This is a genomic window from Microbispora sp. ZYX-F-249 (assembly GCF_039649665.1).
GTDB lineage: Bacteria > Actinomycetota > Actinomycetes > Streptosporangiales > Streptosporangiaceae > Microbispora > Microbispora maris.
Genome location: NZ_JBDJAW010000027.1, coordinates 45,579 through 72,322, shown reverse-complemented (window position 1 = coordinate 72,322; position 26,744 = coordinate 45,579). Strand labels below are relative to the sequence as shown.

25 protein-coding genes are annotated in these 26,744 nt (G+C 72.3%); 16 read left to right on the top strand and 9 right to left on the bottom strand.

Features of this window, described 5'->3' with window-relative positions:
* Positions 1–26 precede the first annotated feature (26 nt).
* Positions 27–917, top strand: coding sequence for a TIGR03619 family F420-dependent LLM class oxidoreductase (locus AAH991_RS27740; protein WP_346228857.1), 891 nt, complete (start codon positions 27–29; stop codon positions 915–917).
* Here AAH991_RS27740 and AAH991_RS27735 read toward each other — a convergent pair.
* Positions 914–1,957 carry an LLM class flavin-dependent oxidoreductase gene (locus AAH991_RS27735; RefSeq protein ID WP_346228856.1) on the bottom strand — a complete coding sequence of 348 codons (1,044 nt, stop codon included), beginning with the start codon at positions 1,955–1,957 and terminating at the stop codon, positions 914–916. The genes AAH991_RS27740 and AAH991_RS27735 overlap by 4 nt on opposite strands.
* 89 nt (positions 1,958–2,046) lie before the next feature.
* On the opposite strand from AAH991_RS27735, the gene AAH991_RS27730 reads away from it, so the two are divergent.
* Genes AAH991_RS27730 through AAH991_RS27715 form a run of 4 tightly spaced genes read left to right on the top strand, consistent with a single transcriptional unit; the run spans position 2,047 to position 4,284 of the window.
* Complete coding sequence (locus AAH991_RS27730; protein WP_169982340.1) at positions 2,047–2,826, top strand: HAD-IIA family hydrolase; 780 nt, start codon at positions 2,047–2,049, stop codon at positions 2,824–2,826.
* 42 nt (positions 2,827–2,868) lie between these two features.
* Positions 2,869–3,504: a hypothetical protein gene (locus AAH991_RS27725; RefSeq protein WP_346228855.1), complete on the top strand. Its 636-nt coding sequence runs from the start codon at positions 2,869–2,871 to the stop codon at positions 3,502–3,504.
* A 19-nt stretch (positions 3,505–3,523) separates the two neighbouring features.
* Positions 3,524–3,766, top strand: coding sequence for a hypothetical protein (locus tag AAH991_RS27720; protein ID WP_346228854.1), 243 nt, complete (start codon positions 3,524–3,526; stop codon positions 3,764–3,766).
* Complete coding sequence (locus AAH991_RS27715; protein ID WP_346228853.1) at positions 3,763–4,284, top strand: SRPBCC family protein; 522 nt, start codon at positions 3,763–3,765, stop codon at positions 4,282–4,284. The genes AAH991_RS27720 and AAH991_RS27715 overlap by 4 nt, the downstream gene beginning before the upstream one ends.
* Here the strand turns inward: AAH991_RS27715 and AAH991_RS27710 are convergent.
* Both AAH991_RS27710 and arfB read right to left on the bottom strand, forming a co-directional pair.
* The gene (locus AAH991_RS27710) at positions 4,265–6,058 is read right to left on the bottom strand and encodes a hypothetical protein (RefSeq protein WP_346228852.1); all 1,794 of its coding nucleotides are present in this window, start codon (positions 6,056–6,058) and stop codon (positions 4,265–4,267) included. The genes AAH991_RS27715 and AAH991_RS27710 overlap by 20 nt on opposite strands.
* A gap of 272 nt (positions 6,059–6,330) precedes the next feature.
* On the bottom strand, positions 6,331–6,753 hold the full coding sequence (gene arfB, locus AAH991_RS27705; protein ID WP_346228851.1) for an alternative ribosome rescue aminoacyl-tRNA hydrolase ArfB: 423 nt from the start codon (positions 6,751–6,753) through the stop codon (positions 6,331–6,333).
* A gap of 150 nt (positions 6,754–6,903) precedes the next feature.
* Between arfB and AAH991_RS27700 the strand changes: the two genes are divergently transcribed.
* The gene (locus AAH991_RS27700; RefSeq protein WP_346228850.1) at positions 6,904–7,737 is read left to right on the top strand and encodes a hypothetical protein; all 834 of its coding nucleotides are present in this window, start codon (positions 6,904–6,906) and stop codon (positions 7,735–7,737) included.
* 30 nt (positions 7,738–7,767) lie between these two features.
* On the top strand, positions 7,768–8,346 hold the full coding sequence (locus AAH991_RS27695) for an HAD-IA family hydrolase (protein WP_346228849.1): 579 nt from the start codon (positions 7,768–7,770) through the stop codon (positions 8,344–8,346).
* Between the two features lie 26 nt (positions 8,347–8,372).
* Here AAH991_RS27695 and AAH991_RS27690 read toward each other — a convergent pair whose 3' ends face one another.
* A complete protein-coding gene (locus AAH991_RS27690; RefSeq protein WP_346228848.1) occupies positions 8,373–9,791 on the bottom strand; it encodes an MFS transporter in 1,419 nt (472 codons plus the stop codon).
* A 192-nt stretch (positions 9,792–9,983) separates the two neighbouring features.
* Between AAH991_RS27690 and lon the strand changes: the two genes are divergently transcribed.
* The 7 genes from lon to AAH991_RS27655 all read left to right on the top strand — a co-directional run bounded on the left by lon (position 9,984) and on the right by AAH991_RS27655 (position 19,320).
* The gene (gene lon / locus AAH991_RS27685; protein WP_346228847.1) at positions 9,984–12,344 is read left to right on the top strand and encodes an endopeptidase La; all 2,361 of its coding nucleotides are present in this window, start codon (positions 9,984–9,986) and stop codon (positions 12,342–12,344) included.
* A 268-nt stretch (positions 12,345–12,612) separates the two neighbouring features.
* Positions 12,613–13,557, top strand: a complete 945-nt coding sequence (locus AAH991_RS27680; RefSeq protein ID WP_346228846.1) for a methionine ABC transporter ATP-binding protein — start codon at positions 12,613–12,615, stop codon at positions 13,555–13,557.
* Positions 13,554–14,210, top strand: a complete 657-nt coding sequence (locus AAH991_RS27675; RefSeq protein ID WP_346228845.1) for a methionine ABC transporter permease — start codon at positions 13,554–13,556, stop codon at positions 14,208–14,210. The genes AAH991_RS27680 and AAH991_RS27675 overlap by 4 nt, the downstream gene beginning before the upstream one ends.
* A 21-nt stretch (positions 14,211–14,231) precedes the next feature.
* Positions 14,232–15,071, top strand: a complete 840-nt coding sequence (locus AAH991_RS27670; protein WP_346228844.1) for a MetQ/NlpA family ABC transporter substrate-binding protein — start codon at positions 14,232–14,234, stop codon at positions 15,069–15,071.
* A gap of 78 nt (positions 15,072–15,149) precedes the next feature.
* Entirely contained in the window at positions 15,150–16,289 is a 1,140-nt protein-coding gene (locus AAH991_RS27665) for a Fic family protein (protein WP_346228843.1), read from the top strand.
* Positions 16,290–16,348: 59 nt separating this feature from the next.
* Entirely contained in the window at positions 16,349–17,884 is a 1,536-nt protein-coding gene (locus AAH991_RS27660) for an acyl-CoA synthetase (RefSeq protein ID WP_346228842.1), read from the top strand.
* 134 nt (positions 17,885–18,018) lie between these two features.
* Positions 18,019–19,320, top strand: coding sequence for a S1C family serine protease (locus AAH991_RS27655; protein WP_346228841.1), 1,302 nt, complete (start codon positions 18,019–18,021; stop codon positions 19,318–19,320).
* Positions 19,321–19,377: 57 nt separating this feature from the next.
* Here the strand turns inward: AAH991_RS27655 and cydC are convergent, their stop codons facing one another.
* The 4 genes from cydC to AAH991_RS27635 are packed head-to-tail and all read right to left on the bottom strand — an operon-like array spanning position 19,378 to position 24,747.
* Complete coding sequence (gene cydC, locus AAH991_RS27650) at positions 19,378–21,111, bottom strand: thiol reductant ABC exporter subunit CydC (protein ID WP_346228840.1); 1,734 nt, start codon at positions 21,109–21,111, stop codon at positions 19,378–19,380.
* Positions 21,108–22,790, bottom strand: a complete 1,683-nt coding sequence (gene cydD / locus AAH991_RS27645; RefSeq protein WP_346228839.1) for a thiol reductant ABC exporter subunit CydD — start codon at positions 22,788–22,790, stop codon at positions 21,108–21,110. The genes cydC and cydD overlap by 4 nt, the downstream gene beginning before the upstream one ends.
* 10 nt (positions 22,791–22,800) lie before the next feature.
* Entirely contained in the window at positions 22,801–23,547 is a 747-nt protein-coding gene (locus AAH991_RS27640) for a cytochrome d ubiquinol oxidase subunit II (protein ID WP_346228838.1), read from the bottom strand.
* Positions 23,548–23,559: 12 nt separating this feature from the next.
* On the bottom strand, positions 23,560–24,747 hold the full coding sequence (locus AAH991_RS27635; RefSeq protein ID WP_346228837.1) for a cytochrome ubiquinol oxidase subunit I: 1,188 nt from the start codon (positions 24,745–24,747) through the stop codon (positions 23,560–23,562).
* Positions 24,748–24,830: 83 nt separating this feature from the next.
* On the opposite strand from AAH991_RS27635, the gene AAH991_RS27630 reads away from it, so the two are divergent.
* Positions 24,831–25,154, top strand: a complete 324-nt coding sequence (locus tag AAH991_RS27630) for a helix-turn-helix transcriptional regulator (protein ID WP_346228836.1) — start codon at positions 24,831–24,833, stop codon at positions 25,152–25,154.
* On the opposite strand, the gene AAH991_RS27625 is transcribed toward AAH991_RS27630, so the two are convergent.
* Entirely contained in the window at positions 25,114–25,845 is a 732-nt protein-coding gene (locus AAH991_RS27625; RefSeq protein WP_346228835.1) for a permease prefix domain 1-containing protein, read from the bottom strand. The two genes, AAH991_RS27630 and AAH991_RS27625, sit on opposite strands and share 41 nt — an antisense overlap.
* A 412-nt stretch (positions 25,846–26,257) precedes the next feature.
* Between AAH991_RS27625 and AAH991_RS27620 the strand changes: the two genes are divergently transcribed.
* Positions 26,258–26,728, top strand: coding sequence for a universal stress protein (locus AAH991_RS27620; protein WP_346228834.1), 471 nt, complete (start codon positions 26,258–26,260; stop codon positions 26,726–26,728).
* Positions 26,729–26,744: the final 16 nt, after the last annotated feature.

Below are 26,744 nucleotides of genomic sequence, written 5' to 3'. Positions count from 1 at the left end.
GAAGGGGGCACCCTTAGGGTGCGGTTATGAGGATTGGGTTTTCCGTGCCGGTGTCGGGCTCGTGGGCGACGCCGGAGAACATGAAGCGGATCGCGCGCCGCGCCGACGAACTCGGCTATCACGGCGTCTGGGCGTTCCAGCGGCTGCTCTACCCCGTCGGCAACCCGATGGGGCCGGTCTACCGGAGCGTGCACGATCCCGTCGTCGCGCTCGCGTACGTGGCGGCCGTCACCGAGCGGGTACGCCTCGGGGTGGCCGTGCTCAACCTGCCGTTCGTCTCCCCGGTCCTGATGGCCAAGCAGCTCGCCTCCCTGCAGGAGGTGTCCGGCGGCAGACTCGACGTGGGCCTGGGGCTCGGCTGGCTGCCCGAGGAGTTCGCCGCCTCCGGCGTGCCGATGGAGCGGCGCGGCAGACGCGCGGAGGAGTACGTCGGCCTGCTGCGGCGGCTCTGGACCGAGGACGTCGTCGAGCACAAGGGCGAGTTCTACGAGGTGCCGGCCTCCCACCAGGACCCCAGACCGGCCACCCCGCCGAGCGTCATGCTGGGCGGCACCGCCCGGGTGGCGCTGGAACGGGCCGGGCGGATCGCCGACGGCTGGATCAGCTCCAGCCGCGCCGACCTGGGCACGATCGACCAGCAGATCGCCATCGTGAAGGAGTCGGCCCGGCAGGCGGGCCGCGACCCGGAGGCGCTGCGGTTCGTCGTCCGCGGCGTCACCCGTGTCCGCGCGGGGGACGAGGGCCCGCTGACCGGGTCCTACGACAAGATCCGGCGGGACGTGGAGGACCTCGCGGCCAAGGGCGTGACCGAGGTCTTCCACGACCTCAACTTCGACCCGGAGATCGGCAACCCCGAGGCCGACCCCCGCGACTCCATGCGCCGCGCCGAAGAGGCCCTGGAGGCCCTCGCCCCCTAGATCATTCCGTACGCGCGGGCGATCAGCTCGTAGGAGCGCAGGCGTGCCGCGCCGCCGTGGACCTGCGTGGTGATCATCAGCTCGTCGGCCCCGGTGCGCTTGCGCAGCTCCTCCAGCCCGGCCCGCACGGTCTGCGGGTCGCCGTGCACCACGGTCGACAGCCGTTCGCGGACGAACTCCCGCTCCATCGGGGTGTACGGGTACGCCTCCGCCTCCTCCGGAGTGGGGGTGCGGCCGGGCCGGCCCTGCCGCAGGCGCAGCCACGACAGCGCGCCCGGCATGGTCTGCCGCAGCGCCTCCTCCTCGGTGTCGGCGGCGACGGCCGCCACGCCGATCAGCGCGTACGGCCGGTCGAGCACCTGCGAGGGCCGGAAGGAGGAGCGGTAGAGGTCGAGCGCGGGCTCGGTGTTGGCGGCGCTGAAGTGGTGGGCGAAGGCGAACGGCAGCCCGAGCAGCCCGGCCAGCCTGGCGCTGAACCCGCTGGAGCCGAGCAGCCAGATCGGCGGCCGGTCGTCGCCGCGCGGCACCGCCTGGATCTTCTCGTAGGGGTGGCCGGGCGGGAAGGCGCCGTCGAGGAAGCCGGTCAGCTCGGCCACCTGCTGGGGGAACTCGTCCGGGTCCACCTCGGCCGAGCGGCGCAGGGCGTTGGCCGTGGCCATGTCGGTGCCGGGGGCGCGGCCGAGGCCGAGGTCGATGCGGCCGGGGTGCAGGGCGTGCAGCGTGCCGAACTGCTCGGCGATCACCAGCGGGGCGTGGTTGGGCAGCATCACGCCGCCGGAACCGATCCGGATCGACCTGGTCGCCGCCGCGAGGTGCGCGATGAGTACGGCCGGGGAGGAGCTGGCCACTCCGGGCATGCCGTGGTGCTCGGCGACCCAGATGCGGTGGTAGCCCCACTCTTCGGCCCGCCGGGCCAGCCCGGTGGCGTCGCGCAGCGCCTCGCCGGGCGTCGTGCCCTCCCCGACGGTCGCGAGCTCCAGGATCGACAGTGGCACCTCGGCCGTCCCGCGCGGCACCCCACGGATGTTGTCATCGCTCATGCTGGGCCCAACCTGAGGTCGCATCCGGATATTTCCGGACGCGGCGCGTGATGTGCTTCACTCCTCCGCCACCTGCCATGCTTGGACGCATGAGCGAGCGTAAGCCCATTGAGTCGTGGTTGTCCGATATGGACGGGGTGCTGGTCCACGAGGGCCAGCCGGTGCCGGGTGCCGACGAGTTCATCAGGCGGCTGAAGGAGTCGGGGAAGCGGTTCCTCGTCCTCACCAACAACTCGATCTACACCGCCCGCGACCTGTCCGTACGGCTGCGCGCGGCCGGTCTGGACGTGCCGCCCGAGTCGATCTGGACCTCCGCGCTGGCCACGGCCAAGTTCCTCGCCGACCAGCGGCCCGAGGGCTCGGCGTACGTGATCGGCGAGGCGGGGCTGACCACGGCCCTGCACGAGGTCGGCTACGTGCTGACCGACCTCGACCCGGACTACGTCGTGCTGGGTGAGACCCGCACCTACAGCTTCACGTCGATAACGCGGGCGATCCGGCTGATCGACAACGGCGCCCGGTTCATCGCGACCAACCCCGACCCCATCGGCCCCTCGACGGAGGGCTCGCTGCCGGCCTGCGGCGCGGTGGCCGCGATGATCACCAAGGCGACCGGGGTCGAGCCGTACTTCGTCGGCAAGCCGAACCCGATGATGATGCGCAGCGCGCTCAACCAGATCGACGCGCACAGCGAGACCACCGCCATGATCGGTGACCGGATGGACACCGATGTGGTCTGCGGCATCGAGGCCGGCCTGCACACGATCCTCGTGCTCACCGGCGTCACGCAGAAGGACCAGATCGACCGGTACCCGTTCCGGCCCACCCAGGTGGTCAACTCCGTGGCCGATCTCATCGACCTGGTCTGAACCTGCCGGAGCCTGTCAGGTACGGCTGCCATGCTGGCCGGCATGAACCATCGCGTCTACCTGGAAATCGGCCCCAAGAGGGTCTTCGCCTGTTCGATCGACTGGCCGGGCTGGTGCCGCATCGGCAAGACCGAGGAGGCCGCGCTCGGCACACTCGTGGACTACACGCCGCGCTTCCGGGTGATCGCCGAGCGGGCCGGGCTGGAGTTCGCGCCGGGGGAACCGGAGGTCGTCGCGCGCGTGCAGGGCGACAGCACGACGGACTTCGGCGCGATCTCCGCCATCCCGGACTTCGACCGGGAACCGGTGGAGGCGCCGGAGGCCGCGCGTACGGCCGCCCTCGCCCGCGCGGCGTGGGCGGTGTTCGCGGAGGTGGCCGCCGCGTCTCCCGAGGAACTGCGCAAGGGCCCCAGGGGCGGGGGCAGGGACCGGGACAAGATGGTCTCCCACGTCGTGGAGGCAGAGCGCGCGTACGCCCGGAAGATCGGCGTGCGGCACAAGCCCTTCAAGGACGAGGCCGGCCTCGTCGCCATGCGCGCGGACATCGCGCGGGCGCTCGAGCGGCCCGCCGAGGCATTCCCTCCCGGTGGTGAGGGCTGGCCCGTCCGATACGCCGCGCGTCGCATCGTCTGGCACGTGGCCGACCACATCTGGGAGATGCAGGACCGACGACTGTGAACGATGTTATCTTGGTAACATGGTAACAGTTGAGCGCGCGCAGACCGGTCTGCGCATCGAGCGCAACACGTTGAAGGTGCTCAAGGGCCTGGCCGAATACCTGGACATGTCCCTCGGCGATCTGGTCGAGGGGATCGTCCTGCACGCCTTCGAGGGCAGGGCGCCGTTCGGGCCGGAGACCCTCGCGAAGATCGGGCAGCTCAGGGAGGTCTACGGCCTGACGCTCACCGCGGCCGACGCCCACCGGCTGGAGGAGAGGTGAGCGCCGGGCCGCGGCGTCGCCGCCTGACCGGCCGGCTGCGGGTCGCGCTCCCGCCCGCCGAGGCGTTCCGGCTGTTCACGCCGTACGGCGAACGTGACTGGGTGGAGGGATGGGATCCGCGGTTCCCGGAGGGGACCGAGGACGACACCGCGTCCGGGACGGTGTTCCAGACCCACGGGGATGACGCGACCACCACGTGGATCGTCGTGGACCGTGAGCCCGGCCGGTCGGTCTCCTACGCCCGCGTTCGCGAGGGGGTCCACGCGGGGACCGTCGGCGTGACGCTCGCGCCCCTCCCGCAGAGTCACAGCGACGTGACGGTCACCTACGACCTCACCCCGCTGACCGCCGGGGCGGAGGCCGAGCTGGCCGAGTTCGCCGCCGGATACCCCGCGTTCCTGCGCTCCTGGGAGGACGCCATCGCCGCCCATCTCGCGCGGGCGTCGGGGGCTCTCCCCGGAGACGGAGCCTCCGGGGAGAGCGACTCGCCGCGCCGGCCTACGGGATCCAGGGATTGACGCCGTACAACACCCGGTTCTTCACCCCTTCCCCTTCGGTGATCGACCACAGGATCGGAGGCTGGGCCGGGCCGCCGGCTCGGTGCCAGTAGAGCTCCTGCACACCCCTGGCCGCGAAGTGCGGCACCGGCGGCTGCCCCGGGACCGCGTCGTACCGCCGGCCCAGGGTGGCCGTCTTGTTGTTGCTCATCGTGAACTGGTAGAGGCCGTTCCACGAGATGCCGCCCTGCGTCCAGGGGGTCGGCTGCGTGTACGCCGCGGTCGCGCGCGCCCTGCCGTCCGAGCCGTACGCGAGGCACCCGCGGTCGCATGCGCTGTTGTCGGGGGCCATCCTGTACCGCGCGACGCGGCCTGTCGGGGCCGCCGCCTGCGGTGAGGCCGGCCTGCAGGTGGGCGTGGGCTGCCGGGCGTCGCACCATTCACCGGTGAGCACGCTCGGCGGACTCGTGCTCCGGTCGAGGCCGAGATATCCGAAGCACGGCGGGCTGCTCATGGACGCGCACCGCACGCCGGTGACCTGTGGCCGCCAGATGCCTCGCAGGGGCAGGATGTACCGGTTTCCCTGGGAATAGTAGGTGCCGTTGTGCAGGCCGATGGGCCTCCCGGTGTCGGTGATGTCGCTGACCGCGCTCAATCCCAGATCGAAGAGGTCGCGCAGGTCGAAGACGAGGATCCCGTTGTTCTCCGGATTTTCCTTGCTGTCGTCGGCGATCAGCAGATATTGGTGATACCAGACGACTCCGCCGGCGTGGATGCTCATGGGATCGAAGGAGACGGGACCGCTCGCGTCCCTGAACGGATTCACCAGAAGAACGTGCTCGTAATGGTTGAACGGCCCGACTCCCACCTCGTTCAGGAAGGTCACGCGCGACGAGTTGTTGGCCGGCCCGTGCCAGGTGAACACGAACGCCCTGGCGGTGTCGTCGTAGGCCGTCCCCTGGGCGGTCGAGTCCCAGGTGCCGCTGATCCCCTGCGGCGTCCACATGCCATCGGTGTCGTCGGGCGCCAGGCAGAACCAGTCGGTCACGTTGCGGACCCGCTCACCCTGAGGGGTGACCAGCGCCCCGCTGTCCTCCATCGGGGCAGGGCATCTCCGGTTGGCGAAGGGGCCGCCGGGCAGGGAGGCGGCCAGCAGTTCCGACACCTTCGTGTAGCTGTAGCCGGGCTGCGTGAACTGGAGGTCCTGGCGGAGTTGCTGGATGAGGTCGCCGTACGTGTTCCCCTGCGGGTTGCGGTCGTTCCAGCTCAGGGTGTAGTCGCCGGTGCCCGTGGTGCGCATCGGGACCGGGGTCGGGACGGGTTGCGCCCCCACCACGGGGGTCGCGGGCGGGTCTGCCGGCGGGTCCGCGGGCGGGTCGACGGCTGGATCCGCAGCCGGGTCCGCTGCGGTCCCCGGCGCCGGGTCGCGGACGACCTGCTTGTCCCGCGACCTGTCGTCCACACTGTGAACGCCGTGCAGGCCGGTCCACGGAGCCGTCTTCGCGTCCGCGGCCTGCCAGTTGTAGGGCAGCGCCCGGGTGTCCGTGCCGGCTTTCTGGAGCGGTGCCAGGATCTGGGTGAGATCTCGCAGCGCGTGTTGCTTCTGCGCGTTCTTCTGGTGCGAATACTGCCGCTGCCTCTTCTTGTTCTTGTTCTTGTTCTTGTTCCCGCCGCCATGCGAAGCGCCGCCGGGTCCGCCGTACGGCGGCGTGGGAGAAAGGCCGGCGGTGCCGACGGAATCCACCTCCACGGTGGCTGTGGCGACGCCGTCCAGCAGGGGACAGGCGACGGTCAAGGCGGCACTTATCGCGAAGGCTCTGACAAAGTCGCTGAGTGTGGGCAATTGCACCCCTTTAATCAATTCTCGCCAGAATGCCCGAGTTCTTCCTGGTGGCGAGAATGTCCGCTCCGTGATCCGTGAACGGATCGATGTACGCCGAATTTCCGCGGCGGCCGGAGCGGCAAACGAACCTCGGCGAGCTCTTATCCCACCGATTGTCGCTTCATTGAGGACGCCGTTTGATATGGCCGTTTTCGCCGTCTGGGGCGGTGCTGCAGGGGGTGGGCTCAGCCCTCGGCGCGGCGCAGGCGCTTGAGGTCGGAGCGGTGCTTCTTGGCCGCGAGGCGGCGCTCGACCGCGCCCTTGGACGGCTTGGTCGGGCGGCGGCGCTTCGGCGGCGGCGCGACCGCGTCGCGGAGCAGGGCGGCGAGCCGTTCCCGCGCCGCCTCCCGGTTGCGCAGCTGCGAGCGGTGCTCCGAGGCCGCCACCGTGATCACGCCGTCCACGAGGCGGGCGGCGAGCCGTTCGGCCGCGCGGGCCTTCAGCGCCGGGCCGAGGGCGGCCGTGTGCGCGAGGTCGAAGCTCAGCTCGACCCGGCTGTCGGTGGTGTTGACGCCCTGACCGCCGGGGCCCGAGGAGCGGGAGAAACGCCAGGCGAGCTCCGCCTCGGGCACGACGATCGAGCCGCGCACGTGCAACGGGCCTGTCATGACGTTCCTTCCTCGATCGGGACGACCAACTTATCTCGGTGAATACCACCACCGCTCGCCATTTATCACCGTGAACTTCGCCGGTGGTTGTCGCGGTCCATCGCGTCGTGCACAGTGACCCCCGGTATTCCGGCGAAGGGATGACGGAGCATGACCTCGATCGTGGGCGTCCACGGCATCGGCAAGTACCACTACTACGAGGAGGCGGGCCGGTCGGCGGACGGCGCCGCCGAGGCCATGCGGGCGAAGTGGAACGCCTATCTGCACCAGGGCCTGACCGGGCGCGGGGACGGCACCGGAGAGTACTTCGCCGAGATCGCCTACTACGCCCATCACCTGCACGGCGGGCCGCCGAAGCCGCCCCGGCAGATGGAGGCGCCGGCCAAGCTGGTGCTCGCCGACTGGGCGGCCCAGCTCGGCGGGCCCTTCCGGGACGTGGCGGGGGAGTCGCTCACGGGTCTCGCCCACCGGCTGGCCGAGTGGCTGCTGACGAGGATGGGCCCGCAGGCGGTGCGCTTCGCGCAGGACTTCTGCCCGGAGGTGGCCGCCTACCTGGGCGGTGGCGACCCGCGGGTGCGGGCCCGCGACGCGGTGGCCGGCGTCGTGCGCAGGCGCCGTCCCCGGGTGGTCGTCGCGCATTCGCTCGGCAGCGTCGTGGCGTACGAGGCGCTGTGGGCGCATCCCGATATCTCGGTCGACCTGTTCGTGACGCTGGGCAGCCCGCTCGGCATGCGCGACGTCGTCTTCGAGCGGCTCGCGCCGGTCCCGGTGCGGGGCAGGGGGGCCCGTCCGCCGGGGGTGCGCCGCTGGGTCAACATCGCCGACAAGGACGACATCGCCGCCATCCCGGCCGTGCTGGCGTCGTGCTTCGACGGCGTCGAGCGGGACGTCTCCTGCGACATCGACTGGCTCGACTTCCACACCGTGCGCAACTACCTGCGCTGCGGGAGCGCCAACGAGTACCTCGAGACCTACGTGTCCTGAGTTCCGAACACGGGTTATGATCGTACGACCATGAAGACTGTGCTTTTCGACTACGGCAATGTCGTGTCGCTTCCCCAGGCCCCCGAGGACGTCGCGCGCATGGCGGGAGGTGATCCGGGGTTCGAGGACCGCTACTGGGAGGTGCGGCTCGACTTCGACCGGGGCTCGCTCGACCCCGCCGCGTACTGGTCCCACGTGTACGGCAGGCCGATGGCCGGTGCGGACCTGGAGGCGGTCGTCGCCCTCGACGTGGCGAGCTGGTCGCGGCCCAACGAGGAGACCGTGGCGATCATCGACGAGCTGGCCGGGGTCGGGGTGCCCATGGCGCTGCTGTCCAACATGCCGGTCTGCGTCGCCGAGGGCATCGACGGGCTGCCGTTCATGCGTCCGATAGGCCCGCGTTTCTACAGCGGCAGGATGGGCCGGGTGAAGCCGGAGGCGGAGATCTTCCACGAGACCGTGGCCTGGCTCGGGGTCGCCCCCGCAGACCTCGTCTTCGTGGACGACCGGCTGGAGAACGTCGCGGCGGCCGAGCGGGCCGGGCTCGCCGCCGTCCACTTCCGCGACGCCGCCGCCCTGCGCGAGGACCTCAAGACGCTGCTGGGCTGAGCCCGCGGGCGCGCGGACCTCCCGCGTCAGGCGCCCGAACTCGCCGGAGGGCGGGGTTCGAGGGGTGGTGCGTCGACCGGGCAGCCGGGGGCGGGCGGTTCGGGCGCGGCCGCGAGGACGTTCGTCCTGATCGTGAGGAACGTGACGACCGCGGCGACGGCCATCATGACCGCGCCGACCAGCATCGACGTGCGGAACCCCCCGGTGAACGCCGCCGGGGAGTCGTAGGCGTCCCCCGTCAGCCCCACCAGGGGCGGGACGGCGGCGACGGCCAGGAGGCCGCCCGTCCTGGCCAGGGCGTTGTTGATCCCGCTTGCGACGCCCGCGTACCGCTCCTCCGCCGTGGCGAGCACGGTCGCGGTGAGCGGGGCGACGGCGGCGGACAGGCCGAGCCCGAACACGACCGCCGCGGGCATCACGTCGGCGAGATAGGACGAGCCGGGGGCGATGCGGCTCATCAGCAGCAACCCGGCCGCGCACAGCAGGATGCCGCCCGTCATGAGCAGACGCGGGCCCACCTTGGCCGCCAGCTCGCCCGCCCGGGGCGACAGAAGCAGCATGAGGACCGTGACCGGGAGCATCGCCGACCCGGCGGCGACGGGAGAGAAGCCGGCGGACACCTGGAGCTGGACGACCAGCAGGAAGAACACCAGGCCCATCGCCGCGTACATGACCAGCGTGACGACGTTGACCGCGGTGAACTCCCGCGAGGCGAAGACCCCCACGGGGACGAGGGAGCGGGGGGAGCGCCGGATCTCCACCACCACGAAGCAGGCGCTCAGGACGAGCCCGGCGGCCAGCGGCACCAGGCCGTCACCCGCGAGGATCAGGCCGTACGTCAGCCCGGCCAGCGCGGGGGCGGCGAGAACGGTCCCGAGCACGTCGAAGCGGCCGTGCGGCCCGGCGTCCCGGGTCTCGGGCACGTGCCGGGCGGCGACGCCGGCCACGACGGCCGCGAGCGGCAGGTTGAGCAGGAACACCCACCACCAGCCGGCCGCCTCCACGAGCCAGCCGCCGAGCAGCGGCCCGAGCGCGGCGGCCACGCCGCCCAGGCCCGACCAGGCGCCGACGGCGCGGGGCCGGTCGTCCGGCGCGTAGCTCGCCTGGATGATCGCCAGGGACCCGGGGATCAGCAGGGCCGCGCCGACGCCCTGGAGCGCACGGGCGAGCACGAGCACGGGCGTGTTCGGCGCGGCCCCGCACAGGGCGGAGGCCAGGGCGAACCAGACCACCCCGGCGACGAAGACCTTCCGCCTGCCCAGCCGGTCGCCCAGCGATCCGCCCAGCAGGATGAGCGCGGCCATGGTGAGCGTGTACGCGTTCACGGTCCACTGGAGACCGGACATCCCGGCGTGCAGGTCGCGTCCGAGAGCGGGAAGGGCCACGTTGACCACGGTGCCGTCGAGCGTCGCCATGCCCGACCCGAGGACGGTGGTGAGCAGCACCCATCGGCCTGGTGCCGAGCGAAGCCGAATATGTCCGGATGTCATGGACGCATCATGCGCCAAGGGGAGGGCGAACGCGTCATGAAGAAGGATTACACGATTACGATCGCTCACAGCGAACTGGCGCAGAACAGGGAACAGGATCGGACTCCTGTTAGTTGAGCCGACATAACTCAACCTACTGGAGTGCTGATGTCCCAGATCCTTCCCGTCCTTCCGCTCGACGACGAGGTCGTCCTGCCCGGCATGGTCGTGCCCCTCGATCTGTCGGACTCCGAGGTCCGCGCGGCCATCGACGCCGCCCGCGCCAATGGCGAGAGCACGGTCCTGCTGGTGCCCCGCGTAGACGGCCGCTACGGACCCGTGGGGGTGAGCGCGGTCGTGGAACAGGTCGGCAGGCTGCCGGGCGGGGAGCCCGCGGCCGTCGTCCGGGGCGTCGACCGCATGCGCGTCGGCACCGGCACCACCGGCCCCGGCGCGGCCCTGTGGGTCGAGGCGACGGTTCTGGAGCCGGCCGCCGCCGGGCCCAGGGCCGAGGAGCTCGCCAAGGAGTACAAGGCCCTGACGACCACGATCCTGCAGAAGCGGGGCGCGTGGCAGGTCGTCGACGCCGTCAACCAGATCAAGGACCCCGCGGTCCTCGCCGACAGCTCGGGGTACGCGCCCTGGCTGACCACCCAGCAGAAGCTGCTGCTGCTGGAGCTCGACGATCCGGCCGAGCGTCTCGACAAGCTGGTCGGCTGGGCCCGTGACCACCTCGCGGAGATGGACGTCGCCGAGACCATCCGCAAGGACGTCCAGGAGGGCATGGAGAAGCAGCAGCGCGAGTTCCTGCTCCGCCAGCAGCTCGCGGCCGTCCGCAAGGAGCTCTCCGAGCTCAACGGCGACCCCTCGGACGAGGAGGAGGACTACCGCGCCCGCATCGAGGCCGCCGACCTGCCGGAGAAGGTCAGGGAGGCCGCGCTCAAGGAGGTCGGCAAGCTGGAGCGGGCCTCGGACCAGTCGCCCGAGAGCGGCTGGATCCGCACCTGGCTCGACACCGTGCTGGACATCCCGTGGAACGTCCACACGACCGACTCCTACGACATCGCCGGAGCCCGCGCGGTGCTCGACGCCGACCACACCGGCCTGGACGACGTGAAGGACCGCATCGTCGAGTACCTCGCGGTCCGCAAGCGCAGGGCCGACCAGGGCCTCGGCGTCGTCGGCGGCCGCCGCAGCGGCGCCGTCCTCGCGCTGGCCGGGCCTCCCGGAGTCGGCAAGACCTCGCTCGGCGAGTCCGTCGCCCGCGCCATGGGCCGTGAGTTCGTCCGGGTCGCCCTCGGCGGCGTCCGCGACGAGGCGGAGATCCGCGGTCACCGGCGGACGTACGTCGGCGCGCTGCCCGGCCGTATCGTCCGGGCGATCCGCGAGGCGGGCTCGATGAACCCGGTCGTGCTGCTGGACGAGATCGACAAGGTCGGCGCCGACTACCGGGGCGACCCGACGGCGGCGCTGCTCGAGGTGCTCGACCCGGCGCAGAACCACACGTTCCGCGACCACTACCTGGAGGTCGAGCTCGACCTGAGCGACGTGCTGTTCCTCGCCACGGCCAACGTGCTCGAGCAGGTGCCCGGGCCGCTGCTGGACCGCATGGAGATCGTCACGCTCGACGGCTACACCGAGGACGAGAAGGTCGCCATCGCCCGCGACCACCTGCTCCCGCGCAACCTGGAGAAGGCCGGTCTCACCGCCGACGACGTGACGGTGGAGGAGGCGGCGCTGCGCCGCCTGGCGGGCGAGTACACCCGCGAGGCCGGCGTCCGCTCCCTCGAGCGCTCGATCGCCCGGATCCTGCGGAAGGTGACGGCGAACGTCGCCCTCGGCGAGGCGGGGCTTCCGGTGACGGTGACGGCGGACGACCTCGTCTCCTACCTGGGCCGGCCGCGTCACGTGCCCGAGTCGTCCCTGCCGGAGGCGCGCCAGCGTACGGCGGTGCCGGGCGTGGCGACCGGTCTCGCGGTGACCGGCGCGGGCGGTGACGTCCTCTACGTCGAGGCGTCGCTGGCAGACCCGGAGACCGGGGCGACCGGCGTGACCCTGACCGGCCAGCTCGGCGACGTGATGAAGGAGTCGGCGCAGATCGCGCTGTCCTTCCTGCGGTCGCGGGGCGCGGAGCTGGAGCTTCCGGTCGGCTCGCTCAAGGACAGGTCCGTGCACATCCACGTCCCCGCGGGCGCGGTGCCCAAGGACGGCCCGTCGGCCGGTGTCACGATGACCACGGCCCTGGCCTCGCTGCTGTCGGGCCGGCCGGTCCGCGCCGACGTGGCGATGACCGGGGAGGTCTCCCTCACCGGGCGGGTGCTGCCGATCGGCGGGGTGAAGCAGAAGCTGCTCGCCGCCCACCGGGCGGGGATCACGACCGTGCTCATCCCGGCCCGCAACGAGCCCGACCTGGACGACGTCCCGGCCGAGGTGCTCGCCGATCTCACCGTCCACGCGGTGAGCGACGTCCGCGAGGTCCTCGACCTGGCCCTCACCCCGGCGACGGTCGCCCGGCAGGCGGTCGCCTGACTTTTTCCCGCACCCGGCCCGCGTCTCCGTCCCACGGAGGCGCGGGCCTCTGTGATTGAGGCCACATTACCGACAGGGAATAAGGGGTAGCTGGGTCCCGTTGCAGCCGTTCGTGAGCGTATCGAACCTGGTCAACCCGCATGAGCGAGGGTGTCCCGCGGCCTGAAGCCCGTCCTCCCCACCCCCTCCCACGAAGGCACTCGACGATGACGCTCTCCCCGCTGCCCGATCTGATCCTGCGCCGGATCACGTCTTCGAAGGACAGCAAGTGATCACGGTTACCGGCCTGCGCAAGGCCTACGGCGACGTCGTCGCGCTCGACGGCGTCGACCTCCACGTCGGCAAGGGCGAGGTGTTCGGCGTGCTCGGGCGCAGCGGCGCCGGCAAGAGCACGCTGCTGCGCTGCGTCAACCTGCTCGAACGCCCCGACGAGGGTACGGTGACCGTCGACGGGCGCGAGCTGACCGCCCTCGGCGCGGCCGACCTGCGCCGCGCCCGGCAGCGCATCGGCATGATCCACCAGCACTTCGCCCTGCTGTCGTCGCGCACGGTGGCGGGCAACGTGGCCTTCCCGCTGGAGGTCATGGGCGTCGGCCGGGCCGCCCGGGCCCGGCGCGTCGCGGAGATGCTCGACCTCGTGGGCCTGGCCGACCGCGCCGGGGCCTACCCCGCGCAGCTGTCCGGCGGTCAGAAGCAGCGGGTCGGCATCGCGCGGGCCCTGGCCGCCGAGCCGTCGGTGCTGCTGTCGGACGAGGCCACCTCCGCGCTCGACCCCGCCACGACCCAGTCGATCCTGGCCCTGCTGCGGCGGCTCAACCGGGAGCTCGGGCTGACCATCCTGCTCATCACGCACGAGATGGACGTCATCAAGGCCGTCTGCGACTCGGCGGCGATCATGAGCGACGGGCGGATCACCGAGACGGGCCGCATCCCCGACCTGCTCGCCACGCCCGGATCGCGCCTGGCCGCCGAGCTGTTCCCGCTGCCGCCCGCCGAACCCGGCATCGTGACGGTCGCCCTGGGCGGGGACCAGACCTTGCTGTCGCGTCTCGCGCGCGCGTACGACGTGGACGTCGCCGTGGTGGGCGGCGCGGTCGAACAGGTCGCGGGGGCCCCGGCGGGCCGGCTGCGGCTGCGGATCACCGGGGCCGGTGCGGCGGACGCCCTCACCCACCTGCGCGAGCGCGGCCTGCTGCCGGAGGAGGACCGATGACCTGGTCGGAGATGAGCCCCCTGCTGTGGGAGGCCACCGGGCAGACCGCGGTGATGGTGGGCTGGTCCACGCTGTTCACCGTGCTGTTCGGGCTGCCGCTCGGTGTCTGCCTCGCCGGGACGGACCGGGGCGGGCTGTTCCCGGCGCCCGTCGTGTGGCGCGTGCTCGGGCTGGTGGTCAACGTCGGGCGGTCGCTGCCCTTCATCGTCCTCATGATCGCGGTCATCCCGGTCACCCGCGTGCTCACCGGCACCACGATCGGGACCGCCGCCGCGGTGGTCCCTCTCACGATCGGCGCGGTGCCCTTCTTCGCCCGGCTGGTCGAGACCGCGCTGCGCGAGGTGGGCCGCGACGTCGTGCAGGCGGCCGAGGCGATGGGGGCGGACCGGGTGACGATCGTGACACGCGTCCTGCTGCCCGAGGCGCTGCCCGGCCTGGTCGCCGGGCTGACCGTCACCGTGGTCACGCTCATCTCCTACTCCGCGATGGCCGGGGTGATCGGCGGCGGCGGCCTCGGCGACCTCGCCGTGCGCTACGGCTACCAGCGGTTCGAGACCACGCTCATGGTCGTCACCGTGGTCGTCCTGGTCGTCGTGGTGCAGCTCGCGCAGACCGTGGGCGACGCCGTCGCCCGCCGGCTTTCCCACCGTTAACGAATTAAGGAGTCCTGTCTCATGCGTAGAACGCTCGGCCTCGTCATCGCCGCCGTGGCCGCGCTCGTGTTGTCCGCCTGCGGGTCCTCGTCCTCCGGCACCGCGACCACCTCCGCCTCCGGCACGGCCGCGGCGCAGGCCCCGCTCAAGGTCGGCGTGAGCCCGGTGCCGCACGCGCAGATCCTCAAGTACGTGGCCGACAACCTGGCCGCCGCGAAGGGACTGAAGCTGGAGATCGTCGAATTCAGCGACTACGTGCAGCCCAACCTGCAGCTCCAGGACGGCCAGCTCGACGCCAACTACTTCCAGCACAAGCCCTACCTGGACGACTTCAACGCCTCGAAGGGCACGAAGCTGAGCTTCGTCGCTCCGGTGCACCTCGAGCCGCTCGGCCTGTACTCCAAGAAGGTCAAGGACCTCGCGTCGCTGCCGCAGGACGGCACGGTCGCCGTGCCCAACGACGCCACCAACCTCGGCCGGGCGCTCAAGCTGCTCGCCGACAACGGCGTGGTCACGCTGAAGGACGGCGTGGGCACCGCCGCGACCGAGCGCGACGTGACCGGCAACCCGAAGAACCTGACCTTCCGCCCGCTGGAGGCCGCGCAGCTGCCGCGCTCGCTCGACGACGTGGACGCCGCCGTGATCAACGGCAACTACGCGCTGGAGGCGAGCCTCGACCCGTCCTCCGACGCGCTGGTGCTGGAGAAGGCCGAGGGCAACCCGTACGCCAACGGCCTGGTGGTCGCCCAGGGACGCGAGAGCGACCCGCGGGTGAAGACGCTCATCGAGCTGCTGACCGGCCCCGAGGTGAAGAAGTACATCGAGGACACGTTCAAGGGCTCGGTCGTCCCCGCCTCCTGACGCGCCTCCGACGCTAACAAATATGAACGAATCATCCGGTCGCTTGACCGGATGATTCGTTCGTGCTTTCGTGGCTCCATGTTGTACGGCACGCCGGCGCTGGAGGCCGCGGACGAGAAGGTGCTCGCCGAGATCGAGGAGATGCGGCGTGACCTGAAATACCGGCTGGCCGAGGCCCACCGCTGGGACGGCCTGCTGAGACGGCAGTTGCAGGCCCGGGCCATCCAGGGGTCCAACTCGATCGAGGGCTACCACGCCAGCGTCGAGGACATCGAGTCGATCATGTCGGGTGAGGACCCCCTGGAGGCGTCGGCCGCCGTCGCACGGGAGATCGCCGGCTACCGGCAGGCGCTCATCTACATCGGCACCTTGTCGCGGGCCCGGGTCTTCCGGTACGACGCGGGCCTGCTGCACGCGCTGAACTTCATGATGATCGGCCACCACGTGGACAAGACGCCGGGCACGGTGCGGCCCGGCGGGATCTACGTCCGTAACTCCGCCACCGGCGAGGTGGTCTACGAGGGCCCGGACCACGAGCAGGTCCCCGCCCTGCTGGCGGAACTCGTCGATTGGTTGAACGAGGGCGACCTCGACGCGCCCAGCTACGTCCGCGCCGCCATGGCGCACCTCAACCTCGTTAAGATCCACCCGTGGCGCGACGGGAACGGGCGCATGTCGCGGGCGCTGCAGACGCTCGTGCTCGGCCGCGACCAGATCACCACGCCGGAGTTCGCCTCGATCGAGGAGTGGCTGGGCGAGGGGCGCACCACCTACGACTACTACGACCTCCTGGGTGAGGTGGGACGCCGCCGGTGGAGCCCGCACGGGGACACGCTCTCCTGGGTGCGGTTCGTCCTGCGCTGCCACCACATGCAGGCGCAGCGGGTGGGGCGCAGGCTCGCCGAGGCGGGCGAGGTGTGGATGCTGCTGGAGGAGCGGACCGAGGCGCAGGGCCTGCACCCGCGCACGGTCTCCGCGCTCTACCAGGTGTTCGTCTCCCGCCGGCTGCGCCGGGGCATGTACCAGGCCGACGAGGGCCTGAGTCAGGGCCAGGCCGCCCGCGACCTGCGAGAACTCGCGGCAAGCGGGTGGCTCCAGCCGTACGGCGAGACGAAGGGCCGCTTCTACGCGCCCGGGCCGAAGATGACGGAGATCAAGGCGGCGTTCGCCGAGCGGGCCAGGCCGCTGCGCGACCCCTACCGGGCGCTGGAGGACTGAGCGGGCGTATCCGGAATTTTCTTCTACCAGATCGAGAGTAAACCGAGTACCGTTCGGTCATGCACCCTGGCGCGATCGCGGCGGTGACGCCGGACAAGCCTGCGGTGATCATGGCGGGCTCCGGCCGCGTGGTCACCTTCCGTGAACTCGACGAGGAATCCAACCGGCTCGCCCACCTGCTGCGGGCCGCGGGCCTGAAGCCCGGCGACCATATCGCGTTCATGCTGGAGAACCACCCGCTCTTCCTGGTGATCGCGTGGGCGGCCCACCGCTCGGGCCTGTACTACACGGCGATCAGCTCCCGCCTGCAGCCCGACGAGCTGGCGTACATCGTGGACAACTGCGGGGCGCGCGTCTTCATCTCCTCGGCCAGGCTCGCCGGCGTGGCGAGCGCCGTCACCGAGGCCACACCCGGGGTCGAGCTGCGGCTCATGCTCGACGGCGTCGCCCCGGGTTTCACGTCGTACGAGGAGGCGGTGGCGGGGCAGCCCGTGACGCCGGTCGACGACGAGTGCCAGGGCGCCGACATGCTCTACTCCTCGGGCACGACGGGGCGTCCCAAGGGGGTCAAGCCGCCGCTCGGCCGCGCGCCGCTGGAGACCCCCGGCGCCCTCGTGCAGCTCATCCAGTTCCTGTTCGCGCCGTCGGCCGACAGCGTGTACCTGTCGCCCGCGCCGCTCTACCACGCCGCTCCGCTGCGCTACAGCATGTCCTTCCAGCGCCTGGGCGCGACCGTGGTGGTGATGGAGCGGTTCGATCCCGAGGAGGCGCTGGCGCTCGTCGAGCGGCACCGGGTCACCCACGCGCAGTGGGTCCCCACGATGTTCATCAAGATGCTCAAGCTGCCCGAGGAGGTGCGCGGGCGGTACGACCTGTCGTCGCTGCGCTGCGCCATCCACGCCGCCGCGCCCTGCCCCGTGGAGGTCAAGGAGCGGATGATGCAGTGGTGGGGGCCGATCGTCCACGAGTACTACGCGGGGACGGAGGGCAACTGCTTCCTGTACGCCGGGCCGGAGGACTGGCTCGCCCACAAGGGCACGGTGGGCAGGCCGCTGCTGGGGGTGGCCCACGTGTGCGACGAGGAGGGCGACGAACTGCCGCCCGGCGAGCACGGCACCGTCTACTTCTCCGACGGGCCGACGTTCGAGTATCACGGCGACCCCGGGAAGACCGCGTCGGTCCAGGACCCCAAGGGCCGCGGCTGGACCACGCTGGGGGACATCGGCTACGTGGACGAGGACGGCTTCCTCTACCTCACCGACCGGCGCTCCTACATGATCATCTCCGGCGGCGTGAACATCTATCCGCAGGAGGCCGAGAACGTGCTGGCGATGCATCCCAAGGTGGCCGACGTGGCCGTCTTCGGGGTGCCCGACCCCGAGATGGGCGAGCAGGTGAAGGCCGTCGTGCAGCCGGCCGACCCGGCCGGCGCCGGTCCCGCCCTGGAGGCCGAGCTGATCGCCTACTGCCGGGACCGCCTGGCCCACTACAAGTGCCCGAAATCGGTCGACTTCCGCGACGAGCTGCCCCGCCACCCCACCGGGAAGCTGTACAAGCGCCTGCTCAGGGACGAGTACTGGCCGCGGACGGGCTGACATAAAGTACGCGTAGGGCGCTCGGGGGACCCCGCCGCTGATCGCTTAGCGTGACCTTATCGCCGATGCGCCATCGTATTACCTGTACCGGCGGAGAGCCGGGATCACCGGCGAATCCATTGAGGGGGATGGCGATGAGCTCACCTGAGCACGTTCCCGGCAACGAGAACACCGAGGTACTCCCCGGTCACGGCTGGAGCCAGTTCGGCAGCACCCCGCCGCGGCACGGGCAGTACACGGGTGCCTACCAGTCGTACGGCGCCTATGGGAACAGTCCGTATGACACGGCGCAGTTTCCGCCGCCTCCGGCGCGGAAGGGCACGTTGACCGCGCGACAGAAGGCGGGCGCGGGCCTCGCCCTCGTGGCCGTGGCGCTGGGCGGCGGGGTCACCGGGGCCCTCGTGGCCAACAGCGTGAACGGCGGGCAGACGGTGATCGCGAGTCCGGTGGTCAGGGGGGTGTCCAACTCCTCGGGCACCACCATCGCCGCGGTGGCCAAGGCGATCATGCCGTCGGTGGTGTCGATCGAGGTGAAGTCCGCCACGGCCGGCGGCGAGGGATCCGGTGTCATCCTGTCGGCCGACGGTCTGATCCTGACGAACAACCACGTGGTGAGCATGGGCGGCGCGGGCGGCGGCACGGTCACCGTGAAGTTCAGCGACGGCAGGACCGCCAGCGCCGTCGTCAAGGGCACCGACCCCACCACGGACCTCGCGGTCATCCAGGCGCAGGGCGTGTCCGGCCTGACCCCCGCCTCGCTCGGTGACAGCGACAAGCTCCAGGTCGGCGACGCGGTCCTCGCCATCGGCAGCCCGCTCGGCCTGGCGGGATCGGTCACCTCCGGCATCGTGAGCGCGCTCGACCGCACGCTGACCGAGGGTCCAGAAGAGCAGCAGCCCCAGTTCCCCTGGGGGATGGAGCAGCAGCAGCCGCAGCAGAGCCAGGCCGTCACGATCGGGGGCGTGATCCAGACCGACGCCGCGATCAACCCCGGCAACTCCGGCGGCGCGCTGGTCAACGCCTCCGGGCAGGTCGTCGGCATCAACACCGCGATCGCCACCGCCGGCTCCGGCTCCGGCAACATCGGCGTCGGCTTCGCGATCCCCATCAACACCGCGAAGCAGGTCGCCGACCAGCTCATCAAGACGGGCAAGGCGACCCACGCGTTCTTCGGCGTGAGCGTGGCCGACGCGGTCGGCGGCGCGTCCGGCGCGGTGGTCAGGTCGATCACGGCCGGCAGCCCGGCGGAGAAGGCCGGCCTCAAGGAGGGCGACCTGATCACCAAGATCAACGACAAGCTGGTGGACAGCGCGGAGACGCTGGTCGGCACCATCCGCAGCGCCCGCCCGGGCGACAAGGTGACCGTCACCTTCACCCGCGACGGCAAGGAGAGCACCATCACCACCGCGCTCGCGGAGCAGTCGGCCACGAGCTGACGCCTCACGATCGTCGCCGGCGGGCCCCCGGGGGGACGGCCCGCCGGCGATTCGTGTTCAGACGCGGTGGCGGGTGAGCTCCTCCGACTCCCACAGGTCCCGGTAGTAACCGGGCACGGCGACGAGGCCGGCATGGGTACCCCGCTGGGTGACCCTGCCCCCCTCCAGCACGACGATCTCGTCGACCTGCTCCAGGCCGTGCAGCCGGTGGGTGACCAGCAGCGTCGTGCGCCCCCGGGTGGCGTCCAGCAGGTCGGCCATCAGCAGGTCGGCCGTCTCCTCGTCGAGGGCCTCGGCCGGCTCGTCCAGCAGCAGGACGGGCGGGTCGTACAGCAGGGCCCGGGCCAGCGCGAGCCGCTGGAGCTGACCGCCGGAGACCGTCCGGCCGTCCTCGCCGAGCACCGTGTCCCAGCCGGTGCGCTCGGTCCACGCGTCCAGCCGCGCCCGCCGTACGGCCGCCTCGACGTCCTCGGCGGACGCCTCCGGCCCGGCCAGGCGCAGGTTGTCCCCGACCGTGGCCTGGAAGACGTACGGGTCCTGGGTGAGGCCCGTCATGAGCGCCCGTACGTCGTCGGAGGACAGGCGCCGCACGTCGGCGCCGTTCAGCCGGATCGCGCCCGACTCGAACTCCACGGTCCGCATCAGCGCCGACAGCAGCGTGCTCTTCCCCGCGCCGCTCGGGCCGACAATCGCGACCCGCCTGCCCGGGGTCAGCGTCAGGCTCACGCCGTGCAGCGCGGGCTCGCGGTCGCCGTGACGCACCACGAGGTCCTCGACCTCGACCGTCAGCGGCGGCTCGGGCGCGGGCGCCGGGTCCGCCGGCTCCCGCACGGCCGGGGCAGTGGCGGCGGTCTCCCTGAGCCTGCGCAGCGCCGCGACCACCCCCGCGAACCGCTCGCCCGCCGCCGCCAGGGGCAGCACGGGCTCGAAGGCGACCAGCGAGGTCAGGGCGGCCACGGCCGTCGCGACCCGGCCGAGATCGGCGGCCTGGGCGACAAGGACCACGGCGACGACGGTCAGCCCCTGCGTCAGCATGCCGACGCCGAGCGCGGCGGCGTTGATCCGCGCCTGTCCCCGCTCCAGCCGGGACAGCCGCCCGTCGGCGTCCATCGCCGCCGACAGCGCCCGGTCCCGCGCGCCGTACGCCGCGAGGTCGGCCGCGCCGTGCACCAGGTCGGCCACCCGGGCGGCCAGGTCGGCGCGGGCCGGGGCGATCCGCGCCGACCAGCGCCGGGCGGCCGCGGCCGTGCCGGCGGGCAGCAGCACCCCGGCGGCGAGCAGGCCGGCGGCGAGCACGAACGCGGCGGCGGGCAGCAGGAAGCCCGCGATGACGACGGCGGCGACGCCGGTGACCAGGGCGGCGGCGGCCGGCAGCAGGCAGCGGACGAGCAGGTCCTGCACGGCGTCGGTGTCGTCCACCATCCGGCTGAGCAGGTCGGCCCCGCGCTGCGGCAGCGGCCCCGCCGGGATCAGCGCCCGGTAGAGGCGCTCGCGGGTGCCCGCCTGGGCGCGCAGCGCGACGTCGTGCCCGGCCAGGCGCTCGCCGTACCGGAACACGCCGCGGGTGGTGGCGAACGCCCGCACGGCCACGATCGCGACCGACAGCGCCGCCAGCGGCGGCTGCTCGGCGGCGCGCGTGATCAGCCAGGCGGCCGACGCGATGAGCGCGACCCCCGCGAGGTCGGCCGCCGATCCGGCGAGCGCGGCGAGCACGAGCCGGCGGCCCATCCCGGCGATCACGGACAGCGGCGACGCCGTCCCCGTGCTCGTGCCCGTGCCCGTGCGGCTCACCGGGCCTCACCTCCCCGCGCCGGAACCGCGGGGACGAGGGCGCCGCCGTCGAGGCGGACGACCCGGTCGGCCAGGTCGATCATGGCGGGCCGGTGCGCGACGATGATCGCCGTTCGGCCCTCCGCCAGCCTGCGCGTGGCCGCCACGATCGCGGCCTCGCTCCTGCCGTCGAGCCGCGCGGTGGGCTCGTCCAGCAGCAGCACCTGGGCGGCGGGGCGGCAGAACGCCCTGGCCAGGGCGACCCGCTGCCGCTGGCCCGCCGACAGGTTCGCCCCGCGCTCGCCCAGCGGGGTGTCGTACCCCCGCGGCAGGGCGCCGGCGAACTCCGCCACCTGCGCCGCCTCGGCGGCGGCCCCGATCTCCTCCGGCGTGGCCGCCGAGCCGAGCGCGATGTTGTCGGCCACCGAGGTCGCGAACAGGTGCGGGCGCTGCGGCACGAAGGCCAGCCGCCGCCGCCACTCGTCGAGGTCGAGGCCGGCCAGATCCGTCCCGTCCGCCAGCACCCGCCCCTCGGACGGGGCCACGAACCCGAGCAGCAGGTGCAGCAGCGTGCTCTTCCCCGCGCCGCTCGGGCCCACGATCGCCACCCGCTCGCCCGGTTCGATGACGAGCGACACCCGGTCGAGCGCGGCCTCCTCCCGGCCCGGGTAGCGCACGGTGACGTCCTCCAGCCGGATCCGCGGCGGCCCGCTCGTCGCGGCCGGAGCGGGCCGGGCCGGCCGGCGGGACTCCCGCGACTCCTCCGGCTCCTGTGAGTCCTGCGGGGGTGCGATGACCGCGAACGCCTCGTCGGCGGCGGCGACGCCCTCCATGGCGGCGTGGAAGCGCGTGCCCATGGCACGCAGCGGCAGGTACGCCTCCGGGGCCAGCAGCAGCACGAGCAGCGCCGTGCCCAGGTCGAGCGAGCCCGACAGCAGCCGCAGCCCCACCGGCACCGCCACCAGCGCCAGCGACAGCGACGCCACGAGTTCGAGCACAAGCGACGACAGGAACGCCACCCGCAGCGTGCGCATGGTCGCGGCGCGGTGGGCCTCGGCCACCTCGCGGATGACCGATGCCTGGTAGCGGGCCCGGCCGAAGGCCCGCAGCGTCGGCAGGCCGCGGACCACGTCGAGGAAGTGGCCGCCGAGGCGGGACAGGGCCCGCCACTGCCGTTCGGTCACCGCCTTGGTGGTCCACCCGACCAGCGCCCCGAAGATCGGGATCAGCGGCAGCGTGAGCACCACGATCACGGCGGTGGCCAGGTCGGCCACGAAGAGCCGGACGACGACCGCGAGCGGCACGACCCCGGCCACGGCGACCGACGGGAGATAACCGGTCAGGTACGGGTCGAGCGCGTCGAGCCCCCGGCCCGCGAGCGTCACCAGCTCACCCGAGCGGTAGGCCGGTCCGAGGCCCTCCACCCGCCCGAGGAGCAGCCGCCGCAGGGCCGACTTCAGCGCGGTGGCCGCGCGGCCCGCGAGCACGCCCTGCGCCCAGCCGAGCAGCCCGCGGGAGGCCACGACGAGCGCCAGGGGGAACAGCGCGGCGACCGGGAAGCGGCCGGACAGCACCCCGGCCAGCAGTTCCGCCTGCACGAGCACGAGCAGCCCGGCCGCCACCGCCGCCGCCAGGCAGCAGGCGAGATGGAGGCGTACGCTCCGCTCGGCGCGGGCCAGCCGGAGGAGATCCTTGTGCAACGGTCCCCAATCAGAAGAACGTCGGCAGCGCGCCTCTGGAGAAGGTGCGCCACACCCATACTTGCGCGCCCACGAGGATCGGGGCGAACGGGACCACCATGACACTGAGCACGCTCAGTGTCTGATCCGGGGCGGCGTTGCCGAGCATGTGCGCGGCCGTGGCCGCCATGACCAGCACCGCGGGCGCAGCGGCGGCGCAGGCCGACAGCAGCAGCGCCCGCCCGCCCGCGCGCGGGCCGTCCGCCAGGCGCCAGGCCGCGAAGGTGCGCCCGTGCCAGGCGAGCAGCGCGAGAAGGGCGACGCCCCCCGCGACGGCCGGCACGTCGAGGGGCGAGGGGGGCAGGTCGCGCACGACGGCCACCAGGATCGCGCCCCACGCGAGGGCCAGCCCCGCCGAGCCCGCGCACAGCGCGCCGTCCCACACCAGCCGCCAGGCCGCGCCGCCGGCCCTGCGGCGGAACCACAGCCCCGCGTCGCGCACGATCCACGCGAGCAGCAGGGCGACGACGAGGGGATACAGGCGGCTCAGCGCCAGGCCCTCCAGCACCGGGAACGCGCCGAACAGCACGCCGGCGAGCGCCACGAGCCACACCTCGTTGGCGAGCACGAACGGCGCCATCGCGCCGACGAGGCGGTCCCGGGCGGCGGGGGAGCGGCCCAGCGCGAACAACAGGACGCCCACGCCGATGTCGAAGCCCTCCAGGGCGAAGTAACCGGCCAGCAGGACGGCGAACGTCAGGAACCAGAGAATGTCCATGGTGGCCTGCCTCTACAGCGAGTGGGCGGGGACGGTCGGCGGGGCGACGGGCAGATCGGCGGCACCGAGCGCGACCCGCCCCGGGCCGCGCCGTACGGCACGGGCGATCAGGACGTAGTCGACGAGGGCGAGCAGCCCGAGCACCCCGGCGAACCCCGCGAAGGAGGCGGTGAGGTCCGCCCGGGTCAGCCCGGGAGTGAGGGCGTCGGCCACCGAGAGCTTGCCGTACACCAGCCAGGGCTGACGGCCCACCTCGCGGACGAGCCAGCCGGCGATCGCCGCGACGAACGGCAGCGGGGTCATGGCCATGAGGAGCGGGTGCAGCCAGCGCCAGCGGGCCAGCAGGTCGCGGATCAGCAGCGGGGCCAGCGCGAACATCACGGCGAACTGGACGAGCTGCCCGATCATGATCATCAACCCGAGCGCGACGCCGGGGACCGCCCCGTGGAACTTGTCCGGCTGGACGTCGCTGACCGGCCCGAACTGGGCGTACCCGAACCCGACGGTGAACAGCGACCCGACGAAGGCGGTCAGCACGCCCATGCGCAGGGAGCGGGTGAAGAACTCCCGCTCGGTGGTGCGCCGGAACAGGTGGTAGGCGCTGGCGCCCATCACGACGAACCCGCCGGCCCACAGCCCGGCGCTCAGCACGTGGGGGAGCGCGAAGACGAGGGTGGGGTTGGTGAACAGCGCGCCGAAGTCGCGCAGCGCGAGCCGCCCGCCCTGTTCCACCGAGCCCGCCGGGTTCTGCAGGAAGGAGTTGGCGACCATGATGAACAGCGCCGAGGCGTACGCCGTCAGCGTCACCAGCCAGATGCACGCCACGTGCAGTCCACGTGGCAGCCGGTGCCAGCCGAAGATCCACAGGCCGAGGAACGTGGACTCCAGGAAGAAGGCGAGCAGCGTCTCCAGGGCCAGCGGCGCGCCGAACACGTCGCCCGCGTAGTGCGAAAGCCCGCTCCAGCTCAGCCCGAACTGGAACTCCATCACGAGCCCGGTGACGATGCCGAGCGCGTAGTTGATCACGTAGATCTGTCCCCAGAAGCGGGTCATCCGCTCGTGCAGGGGGTTCCCGCCGATGGCGAACCGGGTGTGCATGATCGCCACCAGCGGGGCCAGTCCGAGCGTGAGCACGACGAACAGGAAGTGGAGGCTTCCGGTCACGGCGAACTGCAGCCGGGCGAGGTCGACGACGTCCATAGATCTCTCCATGCGTAGGCTGTCTACATATAGACAGCCTACGCATAGACTCGGCGCATGACTAACCGGGATAGGCTGCGGGCGTGAACGCCGACGCGCTCCGGGGCCACATGGACGCCCTGCTGCTCTCCGTGCTGGAACGGGAGCCGCTGCACGGCTACGCGATCATCGAGGCGCTGCGCGAACGCAGCGGCGGCGCCCTGGACGTGCCGACGGGCACGGTCTACCCCGCGCTGCGCCGGCTGGAGCGGGCCGGGCTGCTCGCCGGCGAGTGGGCCTCCGACGGCGGGCGCAAACGGCGGACCTACCGCCTCACCGACGCCGGGCGCCGGGCGCTGGCGGGGGAGCGGTCGGCCTGGCGGTCGTTCACGACCGCGATAGGGAGCGTCCTGGATCCGCTGCGCTGAGGTTCGATGAGCGGAGCGCGGAAAGCGCCCTGGTGCAGCGCAGGCAGTGCGCCGCGCTGTACAGCTGCCACACGGAGAACGCGTCGCTGACCAGGGCCACGGCCAGCCCGGGAAGGTAACCGGTGAAGCCCGCCGGGCCCTGCGCGGCCGCCGCCAGCGTCAGGCCCATCGCCCCGACCAGCGGCGTCTGGACCCAGACGAACAGCCCCAGCCACCGGGTGAGCAGCGCGGGACGGCGGATGCGGCGCAACCCCCGGCCGAACGCGATCAGCGCGACACCGCCCACCGCGCCCACGGCGAGCTGGAGGAGGTCGACCGTCCTGGCCAGCAGCCCGAACCACTCCGGCTTGATCTGCTCCATCTCGGCGGTCTGGGGGAAGATCCGCCAGATCACCGCCCACATGAACGCGGAGAGCGGCACGCTGAGGAACAGCAGCGCGGCGGTGCGGCGGCCCTGGCTCACCGCCAGCTCCCCCTGGAAACCCGGCGCGACCTCGGGCACGGTGCCGAAGTCGGCGACCGCGAGCCGCTCGGCCTCGGCCCGGGGCAGGCCCTCGCCCTCGTACGCCTCGGCGGCGTCCAGCAGGCTGTCGCGCGCCTCGGCCAGCAGGTCGCGCTTGGCCCCGCCCGGACCCCGCAGCGCATGGCGCATCGACGCGACGTACTCGTCGATCGGCCCCGCGTTCCCCATTGTCCCTCCCGTTCCGCCGCAAGCGTACGGCCGGGAGGTCCGGGGCGCATCAGGGTGATCCCTGAGCCGGGGACCGGGAATGCCGGGCCGAAGGTCCCGCGCGGTGCGAGCCGGACGGCACTGCCGCCGCGGGCCGTCGTGCGGTGTCCTTGTGGCGTGGCAACGAACGGGCCTGTGGCCGTCCCCGGATCGGCAAAGCGGCGTACCGGCACGGTCGAGGTTCGCGGATACCCTGTTCTCAGGTGCGGCCCAGCCCCCCCAAAAACATGGACCCGTCCCTGCTGGGGTTGGAGGTACGGGCGGTTTTCCTGGGTACAGGGATGCTCGTGGGCGGTGTCTTCTGACCGTTTCGCCGCGGCAACATCCTGTTAACCCTGGTCGGCGAGACTTAGAGCGGAGAGCGAGGCGGAACGTGAACCAGCCGAAGATCGTGGTGGGCATCAACGGGTCGATGGCGTCGCAGGCCGCATTGCGGTGGGCCGCCGCCGAGGGGTCGCTGCGCGGCGCGCGGGTCGAGGCGGTGTACGCCTGGGAGTGGACGGGCGGGCTGCACGCCCACTACGCGCCGATCGCGAGCCGCACCTCACGGGAGGACGAGCGCAGGAGAGCGCTCGACGTCGCCGCCCGGGCCGTGGCCGAACTCGGCGACCGCCACGTCGAGCCGATGGTCGTCGAGGGGCCGCCGGCGCAGGTCCTGCTGCGCGCGACCGATGGCGCGGACCTGCTGGTGCTGGGGGCGCACGAAGCCGACTCCGAGCCCTACCCCGTGCTCAACCCCGTCGTCTCCGCCTGCCTGCTGCGCGCCAGGTGCCCGGTCGTCGTCGTGCTGCCCGGCATGGAGCACGACCGCCGTCCCGGGGTGCTCGCCGGCAGCAGATCCTGATCCCCCCGGGGCCGGA